Origin of the sequence: Nonomuraea sp. NPDC003560 (assembly GCF_042878785.1) — a bacterium.
Lineage (GTDB): Bacteria > Actinomycetota > Actinomycetes > Streptosporangiales > Streptosporangiaceae > Nonomuraea.
In genome coordinates, this window is record NZ_JBIAOF010000020.1 from 78,122 (window position 1) to 98,649 (window position 20,528).

The following is a 20,528-nucleotide window of genomic DNA, read 5'->3' on the forward strand; positions in this document are numbered from 1 at the left end:
ACCGGCCACCGGCCCCTGGACCGGCGCGGCCGCGGGTGCGGGGGTCCGCGCCCGTGGTCGCGCCCTCAGTGTCAGGTCACGCGCTCAGTGTCAGGTCACGCGCTCAGTGTCAGGTCACGCGCTCAGGGGCAGCGCGAGGACCAGCCGTACGCCGGGCCGCAGCGGCTCGGCGCGCACCGATCCGGCGTGCGCCTCGGCGATCTGGCGGACGATGGCCAGGCCGAGCCCCGAACCCGGCAGGGAACGGGCCGACTCGGCGCGGTAGAACCGGTCGAACACGAACGGCAGGTCGTGGGCCGCGATGCCGGGGCCCTGGTCGGCCACCGACAACGAGCCCGCGGCGTCCACCCGTACCAGGACCACGCCGCCGGGCGGGCTCCACTTGATCGCGTTGTCCACCAGGTTGGAGACCGCCCGTTCGATCGCGTCGGCGTCTGCCGTCACCAGGCACTCGGCCAGCTCGCCGCGCAGCCGTACGTGCGGGGCGCGGGCCGCGGCCCTGGCCAGCACGCGTCCGGCCACCAGGTCGAGCCGCACGTCCTCCAGGTGCAGCTCGACGTCGCCGTGCCTGGCCAGCTCGACCAGGTCGTTGACCAGCACCCGCAGCTCCTCGGCCTGGACGCGGGCCTCGTGCACCAGGGCCGGGGCCTGCGGGTCGGCCGTGCCGCGCCCCTCCTCCAGCAGCTCCAGGTTCGTGGTGAGGCTGGTCAGCGGCGTGCGCAGCTCGTGGGAGGCGTCGGCGACCAGGCGCCGCTGGGCCAGCACGGACTCGCGCAGCGCGTGCGTCATCGTGGTGAACGAGCCGGCCAGGCGGGCCACCTCGTCCCGTCCGGCGCCCATGCCCTCCAGCCCGTCGGCGGTGAGGGTGCCGGTGGCGGTGACCCGCTCCACCACGGCCGTCAGCCGGGCGACGGGCCGCAGCGCCCGGCCGGCGAGCAGACGCGCGCCCGCCGCCGCCACCAGCGCGCCGCCCAGGGTCAGCGCGGCCAGCAGCAGCTTGAGCGCGTTCAGCGTCTCTTCGTCGCGGTCCAGCGGGAACGCCGTCCGCACCAGGACGCCCTTGCCCAGGTTGAGCGGGGCGGTGTAGAGCCGGTAGCGCACGCCGTCGTGGGTGACGTCCCGGAAGTAGGGGGGCAGCTTGCCGAACGCGACCGCCTGGTCCTGCTCGTCCAGCGGCACGAACCCCTCGGTCGGGCCGGTCAGCAGCGGGTCGGGGCAGAACTGCAGCAGCGTGTTGCCCACCGGGAGGGGCCTGGCCGGCAGCGGCGAGTCGGCGGCCTTCAGCGACTCCAGCAGCCGCGGCGCCTGCCCGGCGGCCAGCACCAGCTCCCCGTCGTGCTGGCCGGCCAGCCCCGCCGCGGCCGCCGGGTAGACCACCAGCGAGACCGCCAGCAGCGCGGCGGCCACCACGGCGGCGACCGTCAGCGCGACCCTGGTGCGCAGCCTCACGGCTCCTCCCGCAGCACGTACCCCAGGCCGCGGACGGTCTGGATCAGCCGCGGCTCTCCCCCGGCCTCCAGCTTGGCCCGCAGGTAGCTGATGTAGACCCACAACGCGTTCGAGGACGGCCCGAAGTCGTACCCCCAGACCGAGTCGAAGATCACCTCGCGGCTGAGCACCCGGCCCGGGTTGCGCAGGAACACCTTCAGCAGGGTGTACTCGGTCCTGGTCAGGTCGAGCGGCCGGCCGCCGCGGCTGGCCCGGCAGGCGGCCGGGTCCAGCTCCAGGTCGGCGTGGCGGAGCAGCCCCTGCGCGGGCGCGCTGCGACGCAGCAGCGCGCGCAGCCTGGCCCGCAGCTCCTCCAGCGCGAACGGCTTGACCAGGTAGTCGTCGGCGCCCGCGTCCAGGCCCGCGACCCGGTCGCCGACCAGGTCGCGGGCGGTGAGCATCAGGATCGGGGTGCGGTCGCCCGCGGCCCGCAGGCGGCGGCACACCTCCAGGCCGTCCAGGCCGGGCATCATGATGTCCAGCACCACCGCGTCCTGACGTCCGCCGCCGGCCGCCTCCAGGGCGCGCAGGCCGTCGGCGGCGACGCTGACGTCGTAGCCCTCGCGGGTGAGCGCGTGGGTCAGGGAGCGGCGGACCGCCTCGTCGTCGTCGGCAACAAGGACGTGCATGGTGCCACTCTCCCCTCCGCACCCCCGGCTGAGGAAGATCGGTGCCGGTCTCTATGCGGGCTCGGCACCGGCCAGCGCGCGTTTGACGTTCCGCAGCGCCTGCTCCAGCCGGTCCGGCGTGACGCCGAGGTGCTCGGCCACCGCGCCGAACCCGGCCGAGTCCGGGTCCACGCGGCCCTTCTCCGTCAGGGCGTCTAGCTCCTTGACGGCGCGCAGGGCGCGGTCGTACCCGACGCCCAGCTCGGCCGCGAGCGCCTTGGCGAACGCCTCCTGGGAGATGCCGTTGTCCTTGTTGTCCGGTTTGCCGGGCTTTCCTGGGTGGTCCGTCTTTTCGGGGCCGCAGCCGGGCCTGCCGTCGCGCGGCTTACCGCCGCCGGGGTCCTTCCGCACGTCGGTCCGTACATCGGTCCGGACGCCGGCCTTCACGCCGGCCTTCACGTCGGCGGTCTTCTCACCCGCGTGGTCCTTGGCCACGTCGGCGGGCGAGCACGTCGACGAGACCTGGGCACACGGGCCGGCCGCCGCGGCCGGCACCGCCCCGGAGGCGGCCAGCGTCAGGGCCGCCGCCGTCCCGAGGGCCAGCGCGGTCTTTCGTGGATTCATGTCGGTTGCCCTTCTGGCGGCCGGTCCCCGGTGGCCCGGCCCGCTGCGGCAACTCAACCGCGGCCACCTTCACCCCACCGTCGGGGAACCTTAGGAACGCCATAGAAGCCGTCGGGAACCTTCAGGAACGCCGTGGAAGGCGCGCCGTCGCGTCCCGCGCGCCGGACCTGCGTCCCGCGAACGGGTTCGGGCGGCGGGGCATTGTGCCAGGCGCCCGGGGAAGAGACCGATCCGCCCAGCGGAAGGGAAGGCGAGGACCCGTGAGACTTCTGGTGATCTGCAACCGGCAGGCCGGCGGCGTCGGCGACGACAGCACGCGGGAGGTGCTGCGGCTGCTGCGGGCGGAGGCCGACGTGCGGGTCTGCGACGGCGACGCGCGGGAGGCCGCGCGGTCGCACGACGACCGGGTCCCGGTGGTGATGGGCGGCGACGGGAGCGTGCACGCGCTGGTCGCCGCGCTGCTGGAGCACGGCCGCCTGGACGCCGGCCCGGTCGGGCTGATCCCCATGGGCACCGGCAACGACCTGGCCCGCACGCTGGGCATCCCGCTCGACCCGGCCGAGGCGGCCCGCGTCGTGCTGGCGGGACACGAACGGCCCGTGGACCTGCTGATCGACGACGACGGCGGCATCGTGGTCAACGCCGCGCACCTCGGCGTGGGCGCGCACGCCGCCGAGCGGGCCGCGCCGCTGAAGCCGCTGCTCAGCCGGGCCGCGTACGCGGTGGGCGCGGTGCTGGCGGGCGCGGGGACGGGCGGATGGCGGCTGCGGATCAGGGTGGACGGCGCCCAGGTGTGCACCGGCCGCCGCCGCGTCCTCATGGCCGGCGTCGGGAACGGCGCCACGATCGGCGGCGGCACGCCGCTGACCCCGGCGGCCCGGCCCGACGACGGGCTGGCCGAGGTGGTGGTCTCCTACGCCACGGGACCGCTGGCGCGGCTGGCCTTCGCCACCGGGCTGCGCCGCGGCCGCCACCCCGCCCGCCCCGACGTGCAGACCTTCCGGGGCAGGCGGATCACCGTGGCGGGCGGGCCCGTCCCGGCCAGCGTGGACGGTGAGCTGGAGCAGGTGGCGGAGCGGCGTACCTGGATCGTGCGGCCGGCCGCCTGGCGGGTCCTGGCGCCGCCGGCGTCCTGACCGGTCAGTGCTCCGGGTGCAGGGACTGGCCGAGGTACATGGCGGTGAGCATGGTGAACAGGTACGCCTGCAGGAACATGACGAAGATCTCGAACGCGGTCAGCAGGCACGTCATGAACACGCCCAGCACGCCCACCGCCACGCCGCCCACGGTCGGCCGCTCCACCAGGAACCAGTAGCCGACCGCGCTGAAGAAGGCCAGCAGCGTGTGCCCGGCGAACATGTTCGCGAACAGCCGCACGGCATGGGTGAACGGCGCGGTGACGAAGATGTAGAACAGTTCGAGCGGCGCGTACAGGGTGATCGCCAGGGCCTTGGGCAGGCCCTCGGGGAACATCGCGTTCCTGAGGTAGCCGGCCAGGCCCTGGTGCCTGAAGCCGAGGTAGAGCTTGAGCAGGTAGACCACCCCGGCCAGCACCCAGGGGAAGGCGACGTGGGCGGTGACCGGGAACTGGAGCAGCGGGATCACGCCCATCACGTTCCAGAGCAGGATCAGCAGGAAGAGCGTGAGCAGCAGCGGCATCCAGCGGTCGGCGTCGGCGCCCAGCGACGGGCGGGCGATCTGGTCGCGGACGAACAGGTAGGCGTACTCGCCCGCGTTCTGCAGGCCGCGCGGCACCAGCCTGGGCCGGGAGAAAGCGCCCCAGGCCAGCGCGCACACCACGAGCACGCCGGCGGCGGCCAGCAGCACCGGCTTGGTGAGCCAGAGCGGCGCGCCGTCCCACAGCGCGGGGTAGTCGAACAACTCCGGTCCGGGCGGGCGGAAGTCGTCGGAGGGCATGGCGAAGCTCCTCTTGAGAGGTTGCGGGGTTACGGGCTTGCGGGGTTACGGGTAACCGGCTCGCGGGGTTCCCGGGTTGCGCGCTTGCGGGCTTGCAGGGTTGCGGGCTTGCAGGGTTGCGGGGTGGCCGGGGGGTCAGAGCCAGCCGCGGGACTCGGCGACGCGGGCGGCCTCGGCGCGGTTGCGCGCGCCGGTCTTGGTGATCGCCGAGGACAGGTAGTTGCGTACGGTGCCCTCGGTCAGGAACAGGGTGCGGGCGATGTCGGCGACGGTCGCGCCGCCGGAGGCGGTCCGCAACACCTCGGCCTCGCGCTGGGTGAGCGGGCTCGGCCCGACGGTCAGGGCGGACACCGCCAGCTTGGGGTCGATCACCGTCTCGCCGGCCATCACCCGCCGCACGGCCGCGGTCAGCTCGGCCACCGGCGCGTCCTTCACCACGAACCCGGACACGCCGGCGTCGAGGGCGCGGCTGAGGTAGCCGGGGCGGCCGAACGTGGTGACGATGACCACCCGGTGGCCGCGCAGGCGTTCGGCGACCTCCAGGCCGGACATGCCGGGCATCTCGATGTCGAGCAGGACCACGTCGGGGCGGTGCTCGGCCACCGCGGGCTCGACCAGGTCGCCCCGGCCGACCTCGGCCACCACCTCGATGCCGTCCTCCAGGGCGAGCAGCGCGGCCAGTCCGCCGCGGACGAGGTCCTGGTCGTCGGCGATGAGGACGCGGATCACGGCACCTCCAAGGGCACTCGGGCGTGCAGCCGGTAGCCGCCGCCGGGCAGCGGCCCGGCCTCCAGACGTCCGCCAGCGGCAGCGATCCGCTCAGCCAACCCAGTCAGCCCATTGCCCCCGGCACCCCCGCCCCTCTGAACCACCGCTCCCCCAGCCCCGACCCCGCCGGCCGCGCCCCCTTCAGCCCTGCCCCCTTCAGCACCGGCCCCTTCAGCACCGGAGAGGCCCCCCTCAGCCCCGGATCCGCCTCCGTCGGCTCCGATGCGGGCGGCACCGCCCCTGCCGACAAAGCCTCCGTCCCCCGTGAACCCGGCCCCTTCGGCCCTGGGACCGAGTCCTTCGGCGCGGGACCCGCGCTCTGCGGCTCCGGGGGTGGCGGCACCGCCTCCGTCGGCCACGTCTCCGAAGGGCGCAGGCCCGGCCTCCTCGGCTCTGGTCCCGAGCCCTTCGGGTCCGGGGTTGGGGGTGTCGTCGCTGTGGGCCGGGTATCCGGCGGAGTCGGGGCCGGGGCCGTCGTCGCGGATCTCGACGGTGGCGGTGTGGTCGTTGACGGCGAGGTCGATGTGGCAGTGGCGGGCTCGGCTGTGGCGTACGACGTTCGTGGCGGCCTCCCGTACGGTCCAGGCCAGCAGCGTCTCGGCGGCGGCCGGGACGGGCCCGGCGGCGGGCGAGACCTCCAGCCGGATCCCGGCCAGGTCCAGGCTGTGGGCCGCCGTGCGCAGCTCGCCCGACAACGAGGGGGCACGGTAGCCGGCGACGGCGTGGCGCACCTCGTCGAGCGCCTGACGGGCGGCGCGTTCCACGTCGGCCATCTCGCGGGCGGCCCGTTCGGGGTCGGTACGGGCCAGCCGGGCGGCCAGCTGGCTCCTGATGGTGATCGAGGTGAGCGTGTGGCCGAGCGTGTCGTGCAGGTCGCGGGCGAAGCGCAGGCGTTCGTTGTCCACGGCGAGCCGGGCGACGTGGGCGCGGGCGGCGTCGAGCCGGGCGACCATCTCGCCCAGATGCTTCAGGCTCGCCACCGTCACCGCCTCGACCAGGATCACCAGCGGCACCCACCAGACCTGCTCGAACGGCCGCCCGTACGCCGTCAGCGCGGCCACCACCACGACCATCGTCACCGCCGCCGACACGGCGAAGGGGACCCGCGAAAGGCAGCCGGACAGGGCGCTGACCACGAACACGAACCCGACGTACGCCCACGGCGCCCGCAGCACCGGCAGCAGCGCCAGCGCGGCGGCCACCAGCCCCACCGGCGCCCAGGTCAGCGTCGCCGCGCCCAGGGCGCTGAGCGCCCGCCACATGATGCGCAGCCAGCACGCCACGAAGAGCACGACCGCCGCGACCACCCACACCACGGCGAGCACGCCGGGACGCGTGGAGAAGAACGACCACAGCGGCCACACCACCAGCAGCAGCCACCCGCACGACCCGGCGCGCGCCACCGTCCGGCCCCGGCCGAACTCCACCTCCCGCACCGCCGCCTCACCCGTCACAGGGCCCGACGGTAACGCCCGGCGGCCGGCGCGGCGACCGCGGGGAGCCGCCGTCCTTGAGTTTCAGCATGGGACCAGCCTGCTGGGGGTGGCGGCGCCGGGTGTAGTGCCGACAGTCAGAGACGCCTCCATGACAAACGTCATGGTCGACTCCGGTCGGAAGCGGCACGCCCGGGATGGGGTGCGCGGTTCGTCAGCACGAGCACGCCCGCGGTGACGAGCCCCGCCGCGTGCAGACACAACGCGGGAACGATGCCGACGACCTCGCCGAGCACCCCGGCGGCCGCCATGCCGAGCAGCGAGGTGACGGCCTGGGCACTCGCGAGCAGCCCGATGAGGCCGCCCCGGCGCTCGTCGGTGGTGGCCGTCTGGGCCAGCGTCGCGAACCCGGCCATCGCCGCCGCCGCCGGGACACCGGCCAGCGCGATCAGCACGAGGGCGGGCCACAACGCGTCGAGGGCGAGGGGGTAGGCGAACAGCGCCAGGTCGAGCAGGCCGAACGCGACCGTGCCCCAGCCGAGGAGCACCCGTGGCGCGGGGTCGCGCCGGTGCAGGGCCACGGCCAGCCCACCGGCCAGCCCGCCGACCGCCTGCACCGACAGGAACAGCCCGTACGCGTCGCCCTGGCCGCCCAGCACGTCGGCCACGAAGGGGGCGGCGAGCGTGGCGAAGATCCCCTCGCCCAGCCCCGTGATCACCATGTACGCGACCAGCAACCGGATGCCGGGATTCCCCATGGCCGACCGCAGCCCGGACGCCCACTGGGCCCGGACGGACGGCGCCCGCGCCACGACCGGCGACCTGGCCGGGACACGCAGGGTCGCCTGCAGGACCGCGGAGATCCCGAAGCTGGCCACGTCGAGCAGGACGATCGCGGGCAGCCCGCCCGCCGTGACGGCGACGCCGCCCAGCATCGCCCCCAGCAGCCGGGCGAGCTGACCGCTCTGGCCGTGCAGGGCGTTGGCCCGGACCAGCCCGGACGCGGGCACGAGCTGCGGGATGAGCGCCCGTTGCGCCGGGGCGAGCAGGGTGCCGAGCACGCCGGTCCACAGGGCGACCGCGTAGACGATCCAGACCTGGGCGGGGCCGCGCACCGCCAGCAGGGGCAGCAACCCGAGCCCGAGCAGCACGTCGGTGACGACCAGCAACCGGCGGCGGTCCCAGCGGTCGGCCAGCACCCCGGCCACGGACCCGAGCAGGACGTGGGGCAGCCGGGAGACCAGCAGCATGATCGCGGTGGACAGCGTGGAGCCGGTCAGACGGTAGACGTGGAACGCCAGCCCGGTGCTGATCACCCAGTCGCCCGTCTGGGACACGACGGACGCGACCAGCAACCGCCCGAACCCCCGCCCGCCGCCGGGCGACACCCACCCGCCACCGCCCCGCGCCGGCCACCACCGCACCCCGGCCTGCCGCGCCGGCCACCACCGCAGGCCGCCGTCCCGCGCCGGCCGCCACCGCAGGTCGGCCTGCCGCGCCGGCCGCCGACGAGCCGCGCCCTCCCGGCCCGGCGGCTCCTCGGCCGTCCGCCCACCGGCCTGGCCGGTCTCCCCCGCCGGGGAGCGTCGCTCAGTCACCGGAGGCCGTCGGGGCGAGCGGGATCACCATCTGCGTCACCAGCACGGGCCGGGCCCCTTCCGGACGGGCCGCCGCGTCGTCCACGCGGGCCATCAGCGGCCGCAGCAGATCGGCGACGGCCTCGCCGAGCGCCGTGATCTCCTGCGGGGTGACGTAGAGGTAGGTGTTGCCGACGCCGCCGACGCCCCGCCAGGGCTCCTCCTCGCCCCGCCGCGCCTCCTGCCACTCCACCAGCCGCGACAGCGCCCGCTCGGCCAGGACCTGCTCCAGCAGACTGCGGGCGGCCGACCGCTCGGACCCGGTGACGTCGTCGTCCCACACCTGGACGCTCGCGGTCACCTTCCAGGGCCGCTCCCGCTCGTCGCGCGCCTCGGCCTGCTCCACCAGGCCGTATTTGGCCAGTTGCCGCAGGTGGTAGGAGGCCAGCGCCTGGCTGATCCCGACCTCGCGGGCGGCGTCGGCGGCGGTGGTCGCCCCCGACCGCAACAGCAGCTCGTGCAGCGCCAGCCGGACCGGATGGGCGAACGCCCGCATCGCGGCCGGATCGTCGAGCACCAGCCGCCGCCCCGCAGATTCCAAAGACATGCTTGGAATGTTCCGCCACCCGCCCCGACGATGTCAAGGATTCCTTTGGAATGCCGGCCGGATACCGCCGGGGTACCGCCGGCGGTTACCTCCGGGGTAATCGACGGCGTTCAGGCGGGCCGCGAGACTGGGGGCATGAAGAGGGACACGCGGGACATCGTGCAGGAGTTGTTGCGGCGGATCGGCGAGGGCGATCCTGAGCGGGTGGCGGAGTTGTTCGCCGAGCCGGTCGACTGGCAGCTCAGCTGGCCCGTCGAGGGGCATCCGGCGGTGCCGTGGATCCGGCCCAGGTCCGGGCGGGCCGAGGTGGCCGAGCACTACCGTTCGCTGGCGGCGCATCACGTGCCGGAGCTGAACGGCACCACGGTGCGGCAGATCCTGGTCGACGGGCCGGACGCCGTGGTGCTGGGGCAGATCGTGCAGACCGTGCGCGCGACCGGCGCCGCCTACACCACCCCGTTCGCGCTGCACCTGACCGTCGAGGGCGGGCTGATCACGCGCAGCCACATCTACGAGGACAGCCTGACGGTCGCGGAGGCCATGACCGCCAAGGGGTGACCCCTTGGGAATGCCGGTGGCGGGCGACGGCGACGGCGACGGCGACGGCGACGGCGACGGCGACGGCGACGGCGACGGCGACGGCGGGATCCTCGCCCGATGATCCGCATTCGACAATGTCCGCCACCGTTTTGCCCCTCGACCGGCGCACGGACCACGTCGTCCCGCCCAGTGCGGGTTACCGTGATCGCCACAGTCCGTACGGCCGGAGGGATGGGATGGACGGCCGCGCCCCGCTCCCCCTGCGCGTCAACGGCCGGCCGCACGAGCCGCCGGCGGACCCGCGCGTGTCCCTGCTCGACTTCCTGCGCGAGCACCTCCGGCTGACCGGCACGAAGAAGGGCTGCGACCAGGGGGCCTGCGGCACCTGCACCGTCCTGGCCGACGGCCTGCGGGTCTACGCGTGCCTGCTGCTGGCCGTCCAGTGCGAGGGGATGGAGATCGTCACCGTCGAGGGCCTGGCGGACGACGAGGTGGGCGCGCGGGTGCAGGAGGCGTTCGTCCGGCACGACGCCCTGCAGTGCGGGTACTGCACGCCCGGCCAGGTCTGCTCGGTCGCCGGGCTGCTGGCCGAGCTGCGGGACGGCGTGCCCAGCGCCGCGACGCCCGACCTGACCGCTCCCCCGCGCGAGCTGACCGACGCCGAGCTCGGCGAGCGCATGGCGGGCAACCTGTGCCGGTGCGGGGCGTACCACCACATCGCCGCCGCCGTCCGGGAGGTCGCCGCGAGGTGAGGGAGTTCGCCTACCTGCGGGCGGCCAGTGTGGCGGAGGCCGTCGCGATGATGGCCGCGATGATGGCCGCGACGCCGCCGGACGGCGGCCCGGCCCGCTACCTGGCCGGCGGGACGAACCTCGTCGACCTCATGCGGGAGGAGGTCGAGCGGCCGGGCCGGGTGGTGGACATCTCGCGCCTGCCGCTGTCGGCCGTCGAGGACCTGCCCGGCGGCGGGCTGCGGCTCGGCGCGCTGGCCGGCAACACCAAGGTCGCGGCCGACCCGCGGGTGCGGCGCCGCTATCCGGTGCTCGCCCGCGCCATCCTGGCGGGCGCCTCGCCGCAGTTGCGCAACCGCGCGACCGTGGGCGGCAACCTGCTGCAACGTACGCGCTGCCGCTACTTCTACGACACCGCCGCCGCCTGCAACAAGCGCGTGCCCGGCGCGGGGTGCGACGCGCTGGAGGGCTTCAACCGCGCGCACGCCGTCCTGGGGGCGAGCCCGAGCTGCGTCGCCGTCCACCCCTCGGACATGTGCGTGGCCCTGGCCGCCCTCGACGCGACCGTCAACCTGACGGGGCCGCAGGGGACGCGGAGCGTGCCGTTCACCGGCTTCCACGTCCTGCCCGGCCGCACGCCGCAGGTGGAGACCGTGTTGCGGGACGGCGAACTGGTCACGAGCGTGGACCTGCCGCCCGCGCCGCCGGGGCGCGGGGCGTACGCGAAGGTCAGGGACCGGGCCGGGTTCGCGTTCGCGCTGGTGAGCACGGCCGTGCTGCTGCACGTGGAGGACGGCCGGATCGTGTTCGCGCGGGTCGCGCTCGGCGGGGTGGCGCACAAGCCGTGGCGCGCCCACGCCGCCGAGGACCTGCTGACCGGCGCCGTCCCGGACGCGTCCGCCTTCGCGCGGGCCGCCGGCGTGGCGCTGGCCGAGGCCCGCCCGCTGCGGCACAACGCCTTCAAGCCGGTGCTGGCCGCACGGCTGCTCCGCCGCACGCTCACCGAACTCGCGCGCCCGTCATAAAAGCGCCCGCAGTTGCGCGAATCGGCTGCGCGCCGGGCGGCCGGGGCGAGTAGGTCTGGTAGCCATGACGCTGATGACGTTCTACCCGCCCGTCGAGCCCTACGAGAGCGGCCTGCTCGACGTCGGCGACGGCCAGGAGATCTACTGGGAGACCTGCGGCGACCCCGGCGGCAAACCGGTCGTCCTCCTCCACGGCGGTCCCGGCGGCGGGCTGCTGCCCGTGCAGCGCCGGTTCTTCGACCCCGCCGCCTACCGGATCGTCCTGTTCGACCAGCGCAACTGCGGGCGCAGCCGCCCGCACGCCGCCGACCCCGGGGTTTCGCTGGAGGCCAACACCACCTGGCATCTGGTCGCGGACATGGAGCTGCTCAGGCGGCGGCTCGGGATCGACCGCTGGCAGGTGTTCGGCGGTTCGTGGGGGGCGACGCTGGCCCTGGCGTACGCGCGCCGCCACCCGAGCCGGGTGACCGAGCTGGTGCTGCGCGGCGTCTACCTGGCGAGCGCGGCCGACGAGGCGTGGGCGTTCACCGGTTCGGGGGCGGCCCGGCTGTTCCCTGCGGAGTGGGCGGCCTTCCGGGACGCGATCCCGCAGGCCGATCGGGACGACCTGCTCGGCGCGTACCACCGCCGCCTGTTCGACCCGGACCCCGAGGTGCACCTGCCGGCGGCGCGGGCGTGGGCGGCGTGGGAGCTGGCGGCCAACACGCTGCTGCCCGCGCCTCCCCCTCCGCTGACGGACCGGGAGGTGCTGGGCTTCGCCCGGATCGAGGCGCACTACTTCACCCGGCGCTGCTTCCTGCGGGAGGGCGAGCTGCTCGACGTGGCGGCGATCCGGGACGTCCCCTGCGTCATCGTCAACGGCCGCTACGACATGAAGACGCCGCCCGACGCCGCCTGGGAGCTGCACCGCGCCTGGCCGGAGGCCGAGCTGCGGATCGTCGAGGACGCCGGCCACGGCGGCGCCGAACCCGGCACGCTGCACGAGCTCATCAGGGCCACCGACGGCTACCGTCCGAACGCCCGTGCACCACAGGGTTCATGATCTACACTACGAACTTGTAGTGGTTTTGCAGGACTTGCTGGCCTTGCACACTTCTGCTCACCGTTGTTGACATGTCACCTCGTTCGCAGCCTGCCGCGGAGCAAGACGTGATCCGGATCGCCGTGATCGACGACCACGAGCTGATCCGCCATGGGCTGGAGTACCTCCTGCACCGGCACGAGGACCTGCAGGTGGTGCTGCGGGGCTCGTCCGTCGGGGACCTGCGCGGCTTCGACGCCGGGTACGACGTGCTGATCCTCGACCTCTACCTGGCCGAGGACCGGCCGTGCCTGGCCGCGGTCAAGGAGCTGTCGGCCGTCACGCGGGTCCTCATCGTGTCGGCCTCCGGACGGCCCGCCGACGTGCTGGCGGCGATCCGCTGCGGAGCCAACGGGTACGTCACCAAGGACGCCCCCTCCGAGCTCATCGTCGCCGCCGTGCGCACGGTGGCCGCGGGCGGCTTCTACCTGTCGGCGGGCCTGGCCGACATCCTGCAGAGCGAGCTGGACGACAACGCCCGCCCGCCCGCCGCGGCCGACGGCTCCGAGGACGGCTCGGACGGCGGCTCAGAAGGCGACGCCCGGCCCAGGCTGTCGGCGCGGGAGGAGGAGACACTCTCCTACATCGCCCAGGGCTTCACCCATGCCCAGGTGGGCCGCCGGATGGGCGTCAGCAAGGCCACCGTCGACACCTACGTCGAGCGCATCAGGGCCAAGCTGCAGGTCGGCAACAAGGCCGAGCTCACGCGCGCGGCGCTCAACCGGCTCGAACGCCGCGACCGGCCGTGAGCCCCCCGCGCCCGCCGCGCCCGCCCGGGACGGCGGTCGCCGGCATGGAGCGCAGCCGGGCCCTCACCATGGTGGTCGTCCGGGTGGGCGCGCTGGTGTTGTGCGGGTCGCTGGAGGTGCTGGGCGACGGGCGGTGGCTGACGCTCGGGCCGCTGCCGTACCTGCTGGGGGCGATGGGCGCGGTCAGCCTGCTGGTGTGCGTGGTCACGGCGGCCCGCGCCGCGCTCGCGCCGCGCGCGCTGCTCTGCGTGGACCTCGGCCTGGTGACGGCGGCGGTGCTCGCCGCCGGTCACTACGCGGGCTCGCGGGTGACCGACGGCTGGCCGGGCACGGTCCTGCCGTACGTGCTGCTCGTCGGCATCATGGCCGGCATCTCCTTCCGCACGTTCCCCGTCGTGCTGGCGTGGACGGCGGCGCTGGGCGGCGCGCTGGTCCTCGGGTACGTCCAGGCGGACCTGGCGTGGTGGGCCGGGCTGCCGCACGTCGCCGGGCTGACCACGAACGCCACGATGGCCGCGTACGTCATGCGCATCCTGTTCAGGACCGCCGGCGACCTGGACCGCGCCAGGGCCGAGGAGCTGCGCCGCTCGGCGCAGCTGTCGCAGGAGCGCGAGCGCGGCAGGACGGCCCGCGTGCTGCACGACCGCATCCTGCAGACCATGGAGGCGCTGACCCGCGACGGCTGGATCGCCGACGACTCGGTCAGGGCGCGGGTGGCGGAGGAGTCGCAGTGGCTGCGCGCCTTCCTGCGCGGCGACGACGGCGACCCGGCCGAGGACGTCGTGGCCGCCCTGGAGGAGGTCGTGCGGCAGGCGGTCGGCAGCGGGCTGCGGGTGGAGTTCAACGCGGGCCGGCTGCGTTCGGCGCCGGAACGCGAGGGCATGCCGGCCGAGGTCGTCGAGGCGCTGAGCGGCATCCTGCGCGAGGCGCTGACGAACGTGCGCAAGCACGCGGGCGTGCGGCACGCAGTGGTGCGGGCCGAATGCCGGTCCGGGACGCTGGCGCTGAGCGTGCTCGACCACGGCAGCGGCTTCGACCCGGACGCGCCGACGACCGGCCTCGGCATCGCCCGTTCCATCCGGGAGAGCGCCCGCGCGGTGGGCGGCAGCGCCGACGTCGAGACCGCTCCCGGCGAGGGGACGCTGGTGTCGGTACGCATCCCGCTGCCCTCGGCCGAATGACGTCCCGCCAACACACCACAGGTCGCATGACAGATCTGCGCGGGCCGGCCGCCCGCAGCCGCTCCGGCCCGGCCCGCGTCGGCAGTGGCATCCACCCACCCGTGGCAGCTACTCCGACCAGGTGCACGCGCCCGAGGTCCGGGCACGGGCCCAGCGATCAGTGACGGCTCTCGGCTGGGCGACGGGGAGACAAGCGTACGGGGAGTGACTGGATGGAGTTGGAGAACAGAGACGGAACGGGGACGAGGTCGCCGGCGGACACGGCCAGCCGCATGTCGGGGTAGCGATCGAAGAGCGCGGCCAGCGCGAGCGTGACTTCCAGACGGGCCAGTGAAGCGCCTGGGCAGGCGTGGGGGCCACCTCCGAAGGCCAGATGCCTGCTGGACGGCCGGCGCCAATTGAAGTCATCGGCATCGGCGCCGTGCTGGGCACGATCACGGCCGAGGAGGCTGTAGGGGGCCAGGATGGCGTCGCCGGCGGGGATGGTGACGCCCGCGAGGGTCAGGTCGGTGCGGGGGTAACGCGCCATGAAGTTGCCGATCGGTGCGTCCCAGCGCAGGACCTCCTCCACCACGGCGGCCCACGTGTCCGCCGGATTCGCCGCGGCCTGCTCCAGGACGGCACTGAGCTGATCCGGGTGGGTCAGCAGGGCGCGGACCGCGTTGAGGAGCAGGCTGAGGGTGGTTTCGTGACCGGCGGCGATCATCAGCCACAGCGTGCCGACGAGTTCGGCGTCGGTGAGCGCGTCAGGGTCGTCGCGTTGGAGTGCGATCAGGTCGGTGGTGAGGTCGGCTCCGGGTTCGTCGTGGTGCTGCCGGACGAGCTCCGTGAGAACGGTGGTGATCCCGGCCTGTGTCTGGATGACCTCGTGCGGGGGTGTGGTGGACCGGAAGATGGATTCGACCAGGTGGCGCAGGTGGAGACGGTTGCTCTCGGGCACGCCGACGAGTTCGCAGACGACGGCCATCGGGATGGGATAGGCGAAGTGCCGGCGCAGGTCGACGGCGCCGGTGCCGTCGGCGTGGGCGGGCAGCGCGTCGATGACCTCGGTGATGAGGGCGGTGATGCGGGGGCGCATCTCCTGCAGGCGCCGGGCGGTGAGGGTGCGGGTGACCGGCCGGCGCAGCCGTTGGTGGGCGGCGCCGTCGGCGGTGACCATGTTGGTGACCTTGAGCATGCCGGTGAGAGGCCAGTCGTCGGGGATGGCGCCGTTGCGGACGCAGGTCCAAAGGCGCCAGTCCTTGCTGATGCCGGGGTCGGTCAGGACACTGTGCAGGAGGTCCTGGTCAGTGATGGCCCATGCGGGGATCTCTCCGGGCAGCACGACGCGTACGACCGGTCCGGCGGCACGTAACCGGGCGGCTTCACCGTGGTGGTCGGCGCCGCTTTCGTCCAAGGTGATGACGGGGACCACGTGATCGCCGGATGCGGCCGCTGCGGCGTCGTCGGGGTTGGTGGCGGGAGTGGGCTGATGGGAAGCGGGCACCGAATCCTCCAGCACGTCGGGGTGGCGTGAGCGGCTGCGACGGGGCGGCCGCCGAGGGCGGTGGCGCGTGGGCATGTGGGTCATCGGTGTGTCCCGCCTCGGTACCTCATCGGCGCCTCGTCGATGCCCAGGCGTCCGCCGTTGACGCGGCCGGCCAGGTGTGGGTCGGTGAGCATCATCCTCAACGCTGGCGCGATCCAGATCAAGGTGGTCTCGTGCCCGGCGCCGATCGTCAGGACCGACCAGCCGAAGCCGGCGGAAGGGTGCGGATCAGCCGAAGCCGTTGGGGCACAGGAAGCTCTTGATCGACGCGGGCGCGCTCGCCACCAGCGCCGGGCGGCCCTCCAGGGAGCAGAAGTTGCTGCCGATCTGGGCGTCGAGGAACCGGGAGGCGTTCCGCCGGGCGATCAGGTCGATGGCGCCGACGCTCGGGGAGGACAGCTCGGCGGCGACCCAGGAGCCGACGCAGCGCTTGCGGGCGACCACGGCGTCCTGCGGGAGGCTGCCGCCGTTCAGCGCGGCGGCCTCGCGCAGGATCGAGCCCGAGGAGGCGCACGGCAGGGTGCGGGGCCTGCTCTTGGTGGGCGTCGCCTCGGGCGTCTTCTCCGGCGTGTCGGTCTCGGTCGGGGTGTCCTCCGGGGTGGGGGTCTCCTCGGGGGTCTCGCTCTCCTCCGGGGTGTCCGTCGGGTCCGGGTCCGCGGAGGTGGCGGGCGGGTCGGTGTAGGAGGAGGTGGGCCCGTCGTCCTGGGACGGCAGCGCGTCCGGCGTGCCGGCCGCGTTCAGCGCGAACGCCGCGCCGACCGCCACGACGGCGACGACCGCGCCCACGGCGGCCGCCACCGGCCACAACCGCGCCCGCCCCCCGGACGACGGCGGCGTCAGCGGTCCCTGCCCGCCGGACGAAGGTGGCCCCAGCGGCCCGTGCCCGCCGGGCGGGGGCGGTGTCAGGGGCAGTGTGCCGGGTGGAGGGGGCGGGGGTGTCAGAGGGAGCGTGCCGGACGAGGGCCGCGGCAGGAGGAGCGTGCCCGACCGGAGCGCGCCGAGCAGCTCCGCCGCCCCGGGACGCGCCGCCCTGTCCTTGGCGAGCGCCGCCCGGACCAGGTCGCGCACGCCCTCGGGCACCCCGGACAGGTCCGGATCGACGCTCATGACCCGGTAGGCGAGCACGTCGGGCGCCCCCGTGCCGAACGGCGGCCGCCCGGTCGCGGCGTAGACCATCAGCGCGCCCCAGGCGAAGACGTCGGCGGCGGCGTCGGCCTGGTCGCCCCGGTACTGCTCGGGGCTGATCCAGCCGGGCGAGCCGATGAGCGCGCCGGTGCCGGTCAGCCCGCTCTCGTCGAGGGCGCGGGCGATCCCGAAGTCCAGCACCTTCGCCCCGGACGCGGCCAGGATCACGTTGCCCGGCTTGAGGTCGCGGTGGACGATCCCGGCCCCGTGGATGTCGGTGAGCGCCTCGGCGATGTCCACCCCGAACGCGACCAGGCCGTCCGGCGGCAGCGGGCCGTGGTCGCGTACGTGCCCGGTCAGCGTGGGGCCGGGCACGAACTCGGTGGCCAGCCACGGCGGCGAGGCGGCGGTGTCGGCGGACAGGACCGCGACCGTGCACCGCCCGCGCACCCGCGACAACATCTCGACCTCGCGCACGAACCGGTCGTGGAAGTGCGGGTCGGCGGCCAGCCCCGGATGGATGACCTTGACCGCGACCCGCCCGCCGTCGGGCGCGACCCCGGCGTAGACCACGCCCATGCCGCCCGCGCCCATGCGGCCCACGATCCGGTAGGGACCGATGGGCTCGCGTTCGTCCATCTCCAGGGGGCCGAAGCCGCCGGGGTCGCTCATCGTGCTCCCGATCGCCGGATCTTCGCAACAGCGACGATCTTATTGACACATCGGTGTAAACCGCGCCCCCCTCAGGCGGTCGCCTCGTCGAGGAGCTCCAGGAGATGCCGGTAGGTCCGGCCGGTGGCGCGGGTCAGGCCCAGCTCGCAGGTGCGGTTGACCGAGGCGTGCGCGGCGCAGCCCGCCTCGGCCACCGACGCGGCCTCGGCGCGGGTGGCCGAGGCGGTCAGCTCGGGGTGCAGCAGGCCGCGGTCGCCGGCGAAGCCGCAGCACTGCCATCCGTCCGGGATCACGACCTGCTCGGCGACCGCCTCGGCGAGGCGGGTGACGGCGGCGTCCAGGCCGAGGCGGGTGGAGGAGCAGGTCGGGTGGAGCGCCAGCGACGGCAGGCGGCGCGCCTGCGGCAGGCGGGGCAGGACGTGCTCGGCGGTGAAGGCGACCGCGTCGACCACCTGGAGGCCGGGCACCAGGTGGGCGTAGCCCTCGGTGCAGGAGGCGGCGTCGCTCACCACGGGCAGCCGGCCGCCGTCGGTGGCGCGCGCGAGCACGTCCCGGACGCGCTCGCCCATGGCCTCGTGCCCGCCGGCGAAGCCCTTGGACGACCACGGGGTGCCGCAGCACAGGCTCGCGATCTTCTCCGGGACGTGCAGCGTCAGCCCTGCGCGGGCGGCCAGGCGCTGGAAGGCGGTCATCACGCCGGGGCCGCCGTCCGCGGGGGCGAACAGCGTGTTCAGGCAGGACGGCAGGTAGACGGCGTCGGCGTCGTTCGCCGGGGACGGGCGGCGCCTGGTGCCGCCGCGCGGCAGGTCGCGGCTCCACTGGGGGACGTCGTCCGCGCCGGCCAGGGCGCGGGCGGCGCGCGAGGCGGCCTCGGGCAGCGCGGGCGGGACCGCGGCGGCGGTGTCGAGGGCCAGGTTCATCGCGCGGGTGACGCCGTCCCAGTGGCGGGCGGCGCCCGTCCAGGCGCGGCGGGCGGCGCGGCCGTGGCGTTCGGCGCGCAGGCGTTTGGTCAGGTCGCCGGTGTTGATGAGGACGGGGCAGGCGGTGGCGCACATGCCGTCCACGGCGCAGGTGTCCACGGCGTCGTAGGCGTAGGCGTCCTCCAGTTCGCGAGCCAGGGCGTGGTCGCCGGCCGCCTGGGCCGCGGCCAGCTCGCGGCGCAGCACGATGCGCTGGCGCGGGGTGGTGGTCAGGTCGCGGCTGGGGCAGACGGGCTCGCAGTAGCCGCACTCCACGCAGCGGTCGACCTCGGGCTCGACGGTCACGACGGTCTTGAGGTCGCGCAGGTGGGCCTCGGGGTCGTCGGTGAGGACGACGCCGGGGTTGAGCGTGCCGGCCGGGTCGCACAGGCGTTTGACCTCGCGCATCACCTCGTACAGCTCGTCGCCGTACTGGCGGCGCACGAACGGGGCCATGACGCGGCCGGTGCCGTGCTCGGCCTTCAGCGTGCCGCCCCTGGCCAGGACGGCCTCCACCATGTCCTCGGTGAACTCGGCGTAGCGGTCGAGGTCGGTGGCGAAGCGCTCGTTGAGCATGAAGTGCAGGTTGCCGTCCTTGGCGTGGCCGAAGACGACGCTGCGCTCGTAGCGGTGCTCGGCGAACAGCCGGGTCAGGTCGTCGCACAGGTCGGCCAGCGCGGGCACGGGGACGGCGACGTCCTCCAGCAGGGCGGTCGTGCCGCTGGGGCGGGCGCCGGCGACGGTGGCGTACAGGCCCTTGCGGATGTGCCACAGCGCGGCCCGGCCGCCGGCCTCCCTGCTCAGCCGGGCGGGGGCGGCCAGGCGCAGCCCGGCGAAGACCCGCTCGGCGGTCCGCTCCCGCTCGGTGAGCAGTTCGGCGTCGGACTCCTGCCATTCGACCAGCAGCGCGGCGTGCTCGGCGACGGCCATCGCGCGCAGCGTCCCGTCGGCCTTGGGGTCGGTCTGGGCGACGCGCAGGGACTCGGCGTCCAGCAGCTCGACGGCGGCGGGCCCGGCGGCGACCAGCTCCGGCACCGTGGCCATCGCCTCGCGCAGCGTCGGGAAGACGAGCAGGCCGGTGGCGGCCAGGCGGTGGGCGGGGACGGTGCGGAAGACGGCCTCGGCGACGAAGCCGAGGGTGCCCTCGCTGCCGATGACCAGGTGGGCGAGGATCTGCGCCGGGCCGTCGTGGTCGAGGAAGCTGTTCAGGCCGTAGCCCATGGTGTTCTTCAGCGAGAACTGCTCCTGGACGCGCCGCACCGACTCGGGGTTGCCGCGGACGCGGTCGCGCAGCCGTTCGAGGCCGGCCGCGAGGTCGGGTTCCAGGGCGCGCAGCCGCTCGTCGGCGTCGGGGGCGCCGGTGTCCAGGACGGTGCCGCTCGGCAGCACCAGCGTCATCGACTCCAGCGTCCGGTAGGTGTTGGCGTGCGTGCCGCAGGTCATGCCGCTGGAGTTGTTGGCGACGACGCCGCCGATCGTGCAGGCCGACTCGCTGGCCGGGTCGGGGCCGAGCTTGCGCCCGTACGGGGCCAGGCGGGCGTTGACCTGCCGCAGCACCGCGCCGGGCTGGACCCGTACCCGGGCGCCGTCGTCGAGCACCTCGATCGAGCGGAAGTGCCGGCGGGTGTCCACGAGCAGGTGCTCGCTGACGCCCTGGCCGCTGAGGCTGGTGCCGCCGGAGCGGAAGGTCAGCGGCAGGCCGGTGCGCAGCAGCGCGGCGACCTGGCCGGCGCTCTCGGCCACCAGCACGGCCTGCGGGGTCAGCAGGTAGTGGGAGGCGTCGTGGGCCATGCCGAGCCGGTCGCTCGCGCGGGCGCGGGTGATCCCCGGGACGGCCGTCTCGACCGCCGCCAGAACGGCGGCGTCCGGCGCGTTCAGCCGTCGCGGTTCACGGTGGGTCATGCTCGTGCTCTCT

Annotated in this window: 18 protein-coding genes; 7 read left to right on the plus strand and 11 right to left on the minus strand. The window is 74.7% G+C overall.

Annotated elements, in window-relative coordinates:
• Nucleotides 1-114: 114 nt before the first annotated feature.
• The 3 genes from ACFYUV_RS48525 to ACFYUV_RS48535 are packed head-to-tail and all read right to left on the minus strand — an operon-like array spanning nucleotide 115 to nucleotide 2,720.
• Complete coding sequence (locus ACFYUV_RS48525; RefSeq protein ID WP_387682327.1) at nucleotides 115-1,449, minus strand: sensor histidine kinase; 1,335 nt, start codon at nucleotides 1,447-1,449, stop codon at nucleotides 115-117.
• Nucleotides 1,446-2,117 (minus strand): response regulator transcription factor, encoded by a 672-nt coding sequence (locus tag ACFYUV_RS48530; protein ID WP_358297590.1) that lies wholly within the window; start codon nucleotides 2,115-2,117, stop codon nucleotides 1,446-1,448. The genes ACFYUV_RS48525 and ACFYUV_RS48530 overlap by 4 nt, the downstream gene beginning before the upstream one ends.
• 51 nt (nucleotides 2,118-2,168) lie before the next feature.
• On the minus strand, nucleotides 2,169-2,720 hold the full coding sequence (locus ACFYUV_RS48535; protein WP_387682330.1) for a hypothetical protein: 552 nt from the start codon (nucleotides 2,718-2,720) through the stop codon (nucleotides 2,169-2,171).
• Nucleotides 2,721-2,980: 260 nt separating this feature from the next.
• Here ACFYUV_RS48535 and ACFYUV_RS48540 point away from each other — a divergent pair, with 260 nt between their 5' ends.
• Nucleotides 2,981-3,856: a diacylglycerol/lipid kinase family protein gene (locus ACFYUV_RS48540; RefSeq protein WP_387682333.1), complete on the plus strand. Its 876-nt coding sequence runs from the start codon at nucleotides 2,981-2,983 to the stop codon at nucleotides 3,854-3,856.
• A gap of 4 nt (nucleotides 3,857-3,860) precedes the next feature.
• Here the strand turns inward: ACFYUV_RS48540 and atpB are convergent, their stop codons facing one another.
• The 5 genes from atpB to ACFYUV_RS48565 form a co-directional block, all read right to left on the minus strand.
• Nucleotides 3,861-4,637, minus strand: a complete 777-nt coding sequence (atpB, locus tag ACFYUV_RS48545) for a F0F1 ATP synthase subunit A (RefSeq protein ID WP_364420372.1) — start codon at nucleotides 4,635-4,637, stop codon at nucleotides 3,861-3,863.
• A gap of 135 nt (nucleotides 4,638-4,772) precedes the next feature.
• On the minus strand, nucleotides 4,773-5,366 hold the full coding sequence (locus ACFYUV_RS48550) for a response regulator transcription factor (protein WP_358297601.1): 594 nt from the start codon (nucleotides 5,364-5,366) through the stop codon (nucleotides 4,773-4,775).
• Complete coding sequence (locus ACFYUV_RS48555) at nucleotides 5,363-6,859, minus strand: histidine kinase (RefSeq protein ID WP_387682337.1); 1,497 nt, start codon at nucleotides 6,857-6,859, stop codon at nucleotides 5,363-5,365. The genes ACFYUV_RS48550 and ACFYUV_RS48555 overlap by 4 nt, the downstream gene beginning before the upstream one ends.
• 140 nt (nucleotides 6,860-6,999) lie before the next feature.
• A complete protein-coding gene (locus ACFYUV_RS48560; RefSeq protein WP_387682340.1) occupies nucleotides 7,000-8,436 on the minus strand; it encodes an MFS transporter in 1,437 nt (478 codons plus the stop codon).
• Nucleotides 8,429-9,022 carry a winged helix-turn-helix domain-containing protein gene (locus ACFYUV_RS48565; RefSeq protein ID WP_387682343.1) on the minus strand — a complete coding sequence of 198 codons (594 nt, stop codon included), beginning with the start codon at nucleotides 9,020-9,022 and terminating at the stop codon, nucleotides 8,429-8,431. Before ACFYUV_RS48565 ends, ACFYUV_RS48560 begins: the two co-directional genes overlap by 8 nt.
• Before the next feature lie 135 nt (nucleotides 9,023-9,157).
• Here ACFYUV_RS48565 and ACFYUV_RS48570 point away from each other — a divergent pair, with 135 nt between their 5' ends.
• The 6 genes from ACFYUV_RS48570 to ACFYUV_RS48595 all read left to right on the plus strand — a co-directional run bounded on the left by ACFYUV_RS48570 (nucleotide 9,158) and on the right by ACFYUV_RS48595 (nucleotide 14,329).
• Entirely contained in the window at nucleotides 9,158-9,580 is a 423-nt protein-coding gene (locus ACFYUV_RS48570; RefSeq protein ID WP_387682346.1) for a nuclear transport factor 2 family protein, read from the plus strand.
• Nucleotides 9,581-9,798: 218 nt separating this feature from the next.
• Nucleotides 9,799-10,314 carry a 2Fe-2S iron-sulfur cluster-binding protein gene (locus tag ACFYUV_RS48575; RefSeq protein WP_352365132.1) on the plus strand — a complete coding sequence of 172 codons (516 nt, stop codon included), beginning with the start codon at nucleotides 9,799-9,801 and terminating at the stop codon, nucleotides 10,312-10,314.
• The gene (locus tag ACFYUV_RS48580) at nucleotides 10,311-11,318 is read left to right on the plus strand and encodes an FAD binding domain-containing protein (RefSeq protein ID WP_387682349.1); all 1,008 of its coding nucleotides are present in this window, start codon (nucleotides 10,311-10,313) and stop codon (nucleotides 11,316-11,318) included. Before ACFYUV_RS48575 ends, ACFYUV_RS48580 begins: the two co-directional genes overlap by 4 nt.
• Nucleotides 11,319-11,388: 70 nt before the next feature.
• Nucleotides 11,389-12,360: a prolyl aminopeptidase gene (gene pip / locus ACFYUV_RS48585; protein ID WP_387682419.1), complete on the plus strand. Its 972-nt coding sequence runs from the start codon at nucleotides 11,389-11,391 to the stop codon at nucleotides 12,358-12,360.
• 107 nt (nucleotides 12,361-12,467) lie between these two features.
• The gene (locus ACFYUV_RS48590) at nucleotides 12,468-13,148 is read left to right on the plus strand and encodes a LuxR C-terminal-related transcriptional regulator (protein ID WP_387682352.1); all 681 of its coding nucleotides are present in this window, start codon (nucleotides 12,468-12,470) and stop codon (nucleotides 13,146-13,148) included.
• Nucleotides 13,145-14,329, plus strand: a complete 1,185-nt coding sequence (locus ACFYUV_RS48595; RefSeq protein WP_387682355.1) for a sensor histidine kinase — start codon at nucleotides 13,145-13,147, stop codon at nucleotides 14,327-14,329. Before ACFYUV_RS48590 ends, ACFYUV_RS48595 begins: the two co-directional genes overlap by 4 nt.
• A 157-nt stretch (nucleotides 14,330-14,486) precedes the next feature.
• On the opposite strand, the gene ACFYUV_RS48600 is transcribed toward ACFYUV_RS48595, so the two are convergent.
• From ACFYUV_RS48600 to ACFYUV_RS48610, 3 genes are all read right to left on the minus strand, one after another.
• Nucleotides 14,487-15,815, minus strand: a complete 1,329-nt coding sequence (locus ACFYUV_RS48600) for a cytochrome P450 (RefSeq protein ID WP_387682358.1) — start codon at nucleotides 15,813-15,815, stop codon at nucleotides 14,487-14,489.
• A gap of 270 nt (nucleotides 15,816-16,085) precedes the next feature.
• Complete coding sequence (locus tag ACFYUV_RS48605; protein ID WP_387682361.1) at nucleotides 16,086-17,654, minus strand: serine/threonine-protein kinase; 1,569 nt, start codon at nucleotides 17,652-17,654, stop codon at nucleotides 16,086-16,088.
• A 71-nt stretch (nucleotides 17,655-17,725) separates the two neighbouring features.
• A complete protein-coding gene (locus ACFYUV_RS48610) occupies nucleotides 17,726-20,515 on the minus strand; it encodes an FAD-binding and (Fe-S)-binding domain-containing protein (protein WP_387682363.1) in 2,790 nt (929 codons plus the stop codon).
• Between the last annotated feature and the right edge of the window lie 13 nt (nucleotides 20,516-20,528).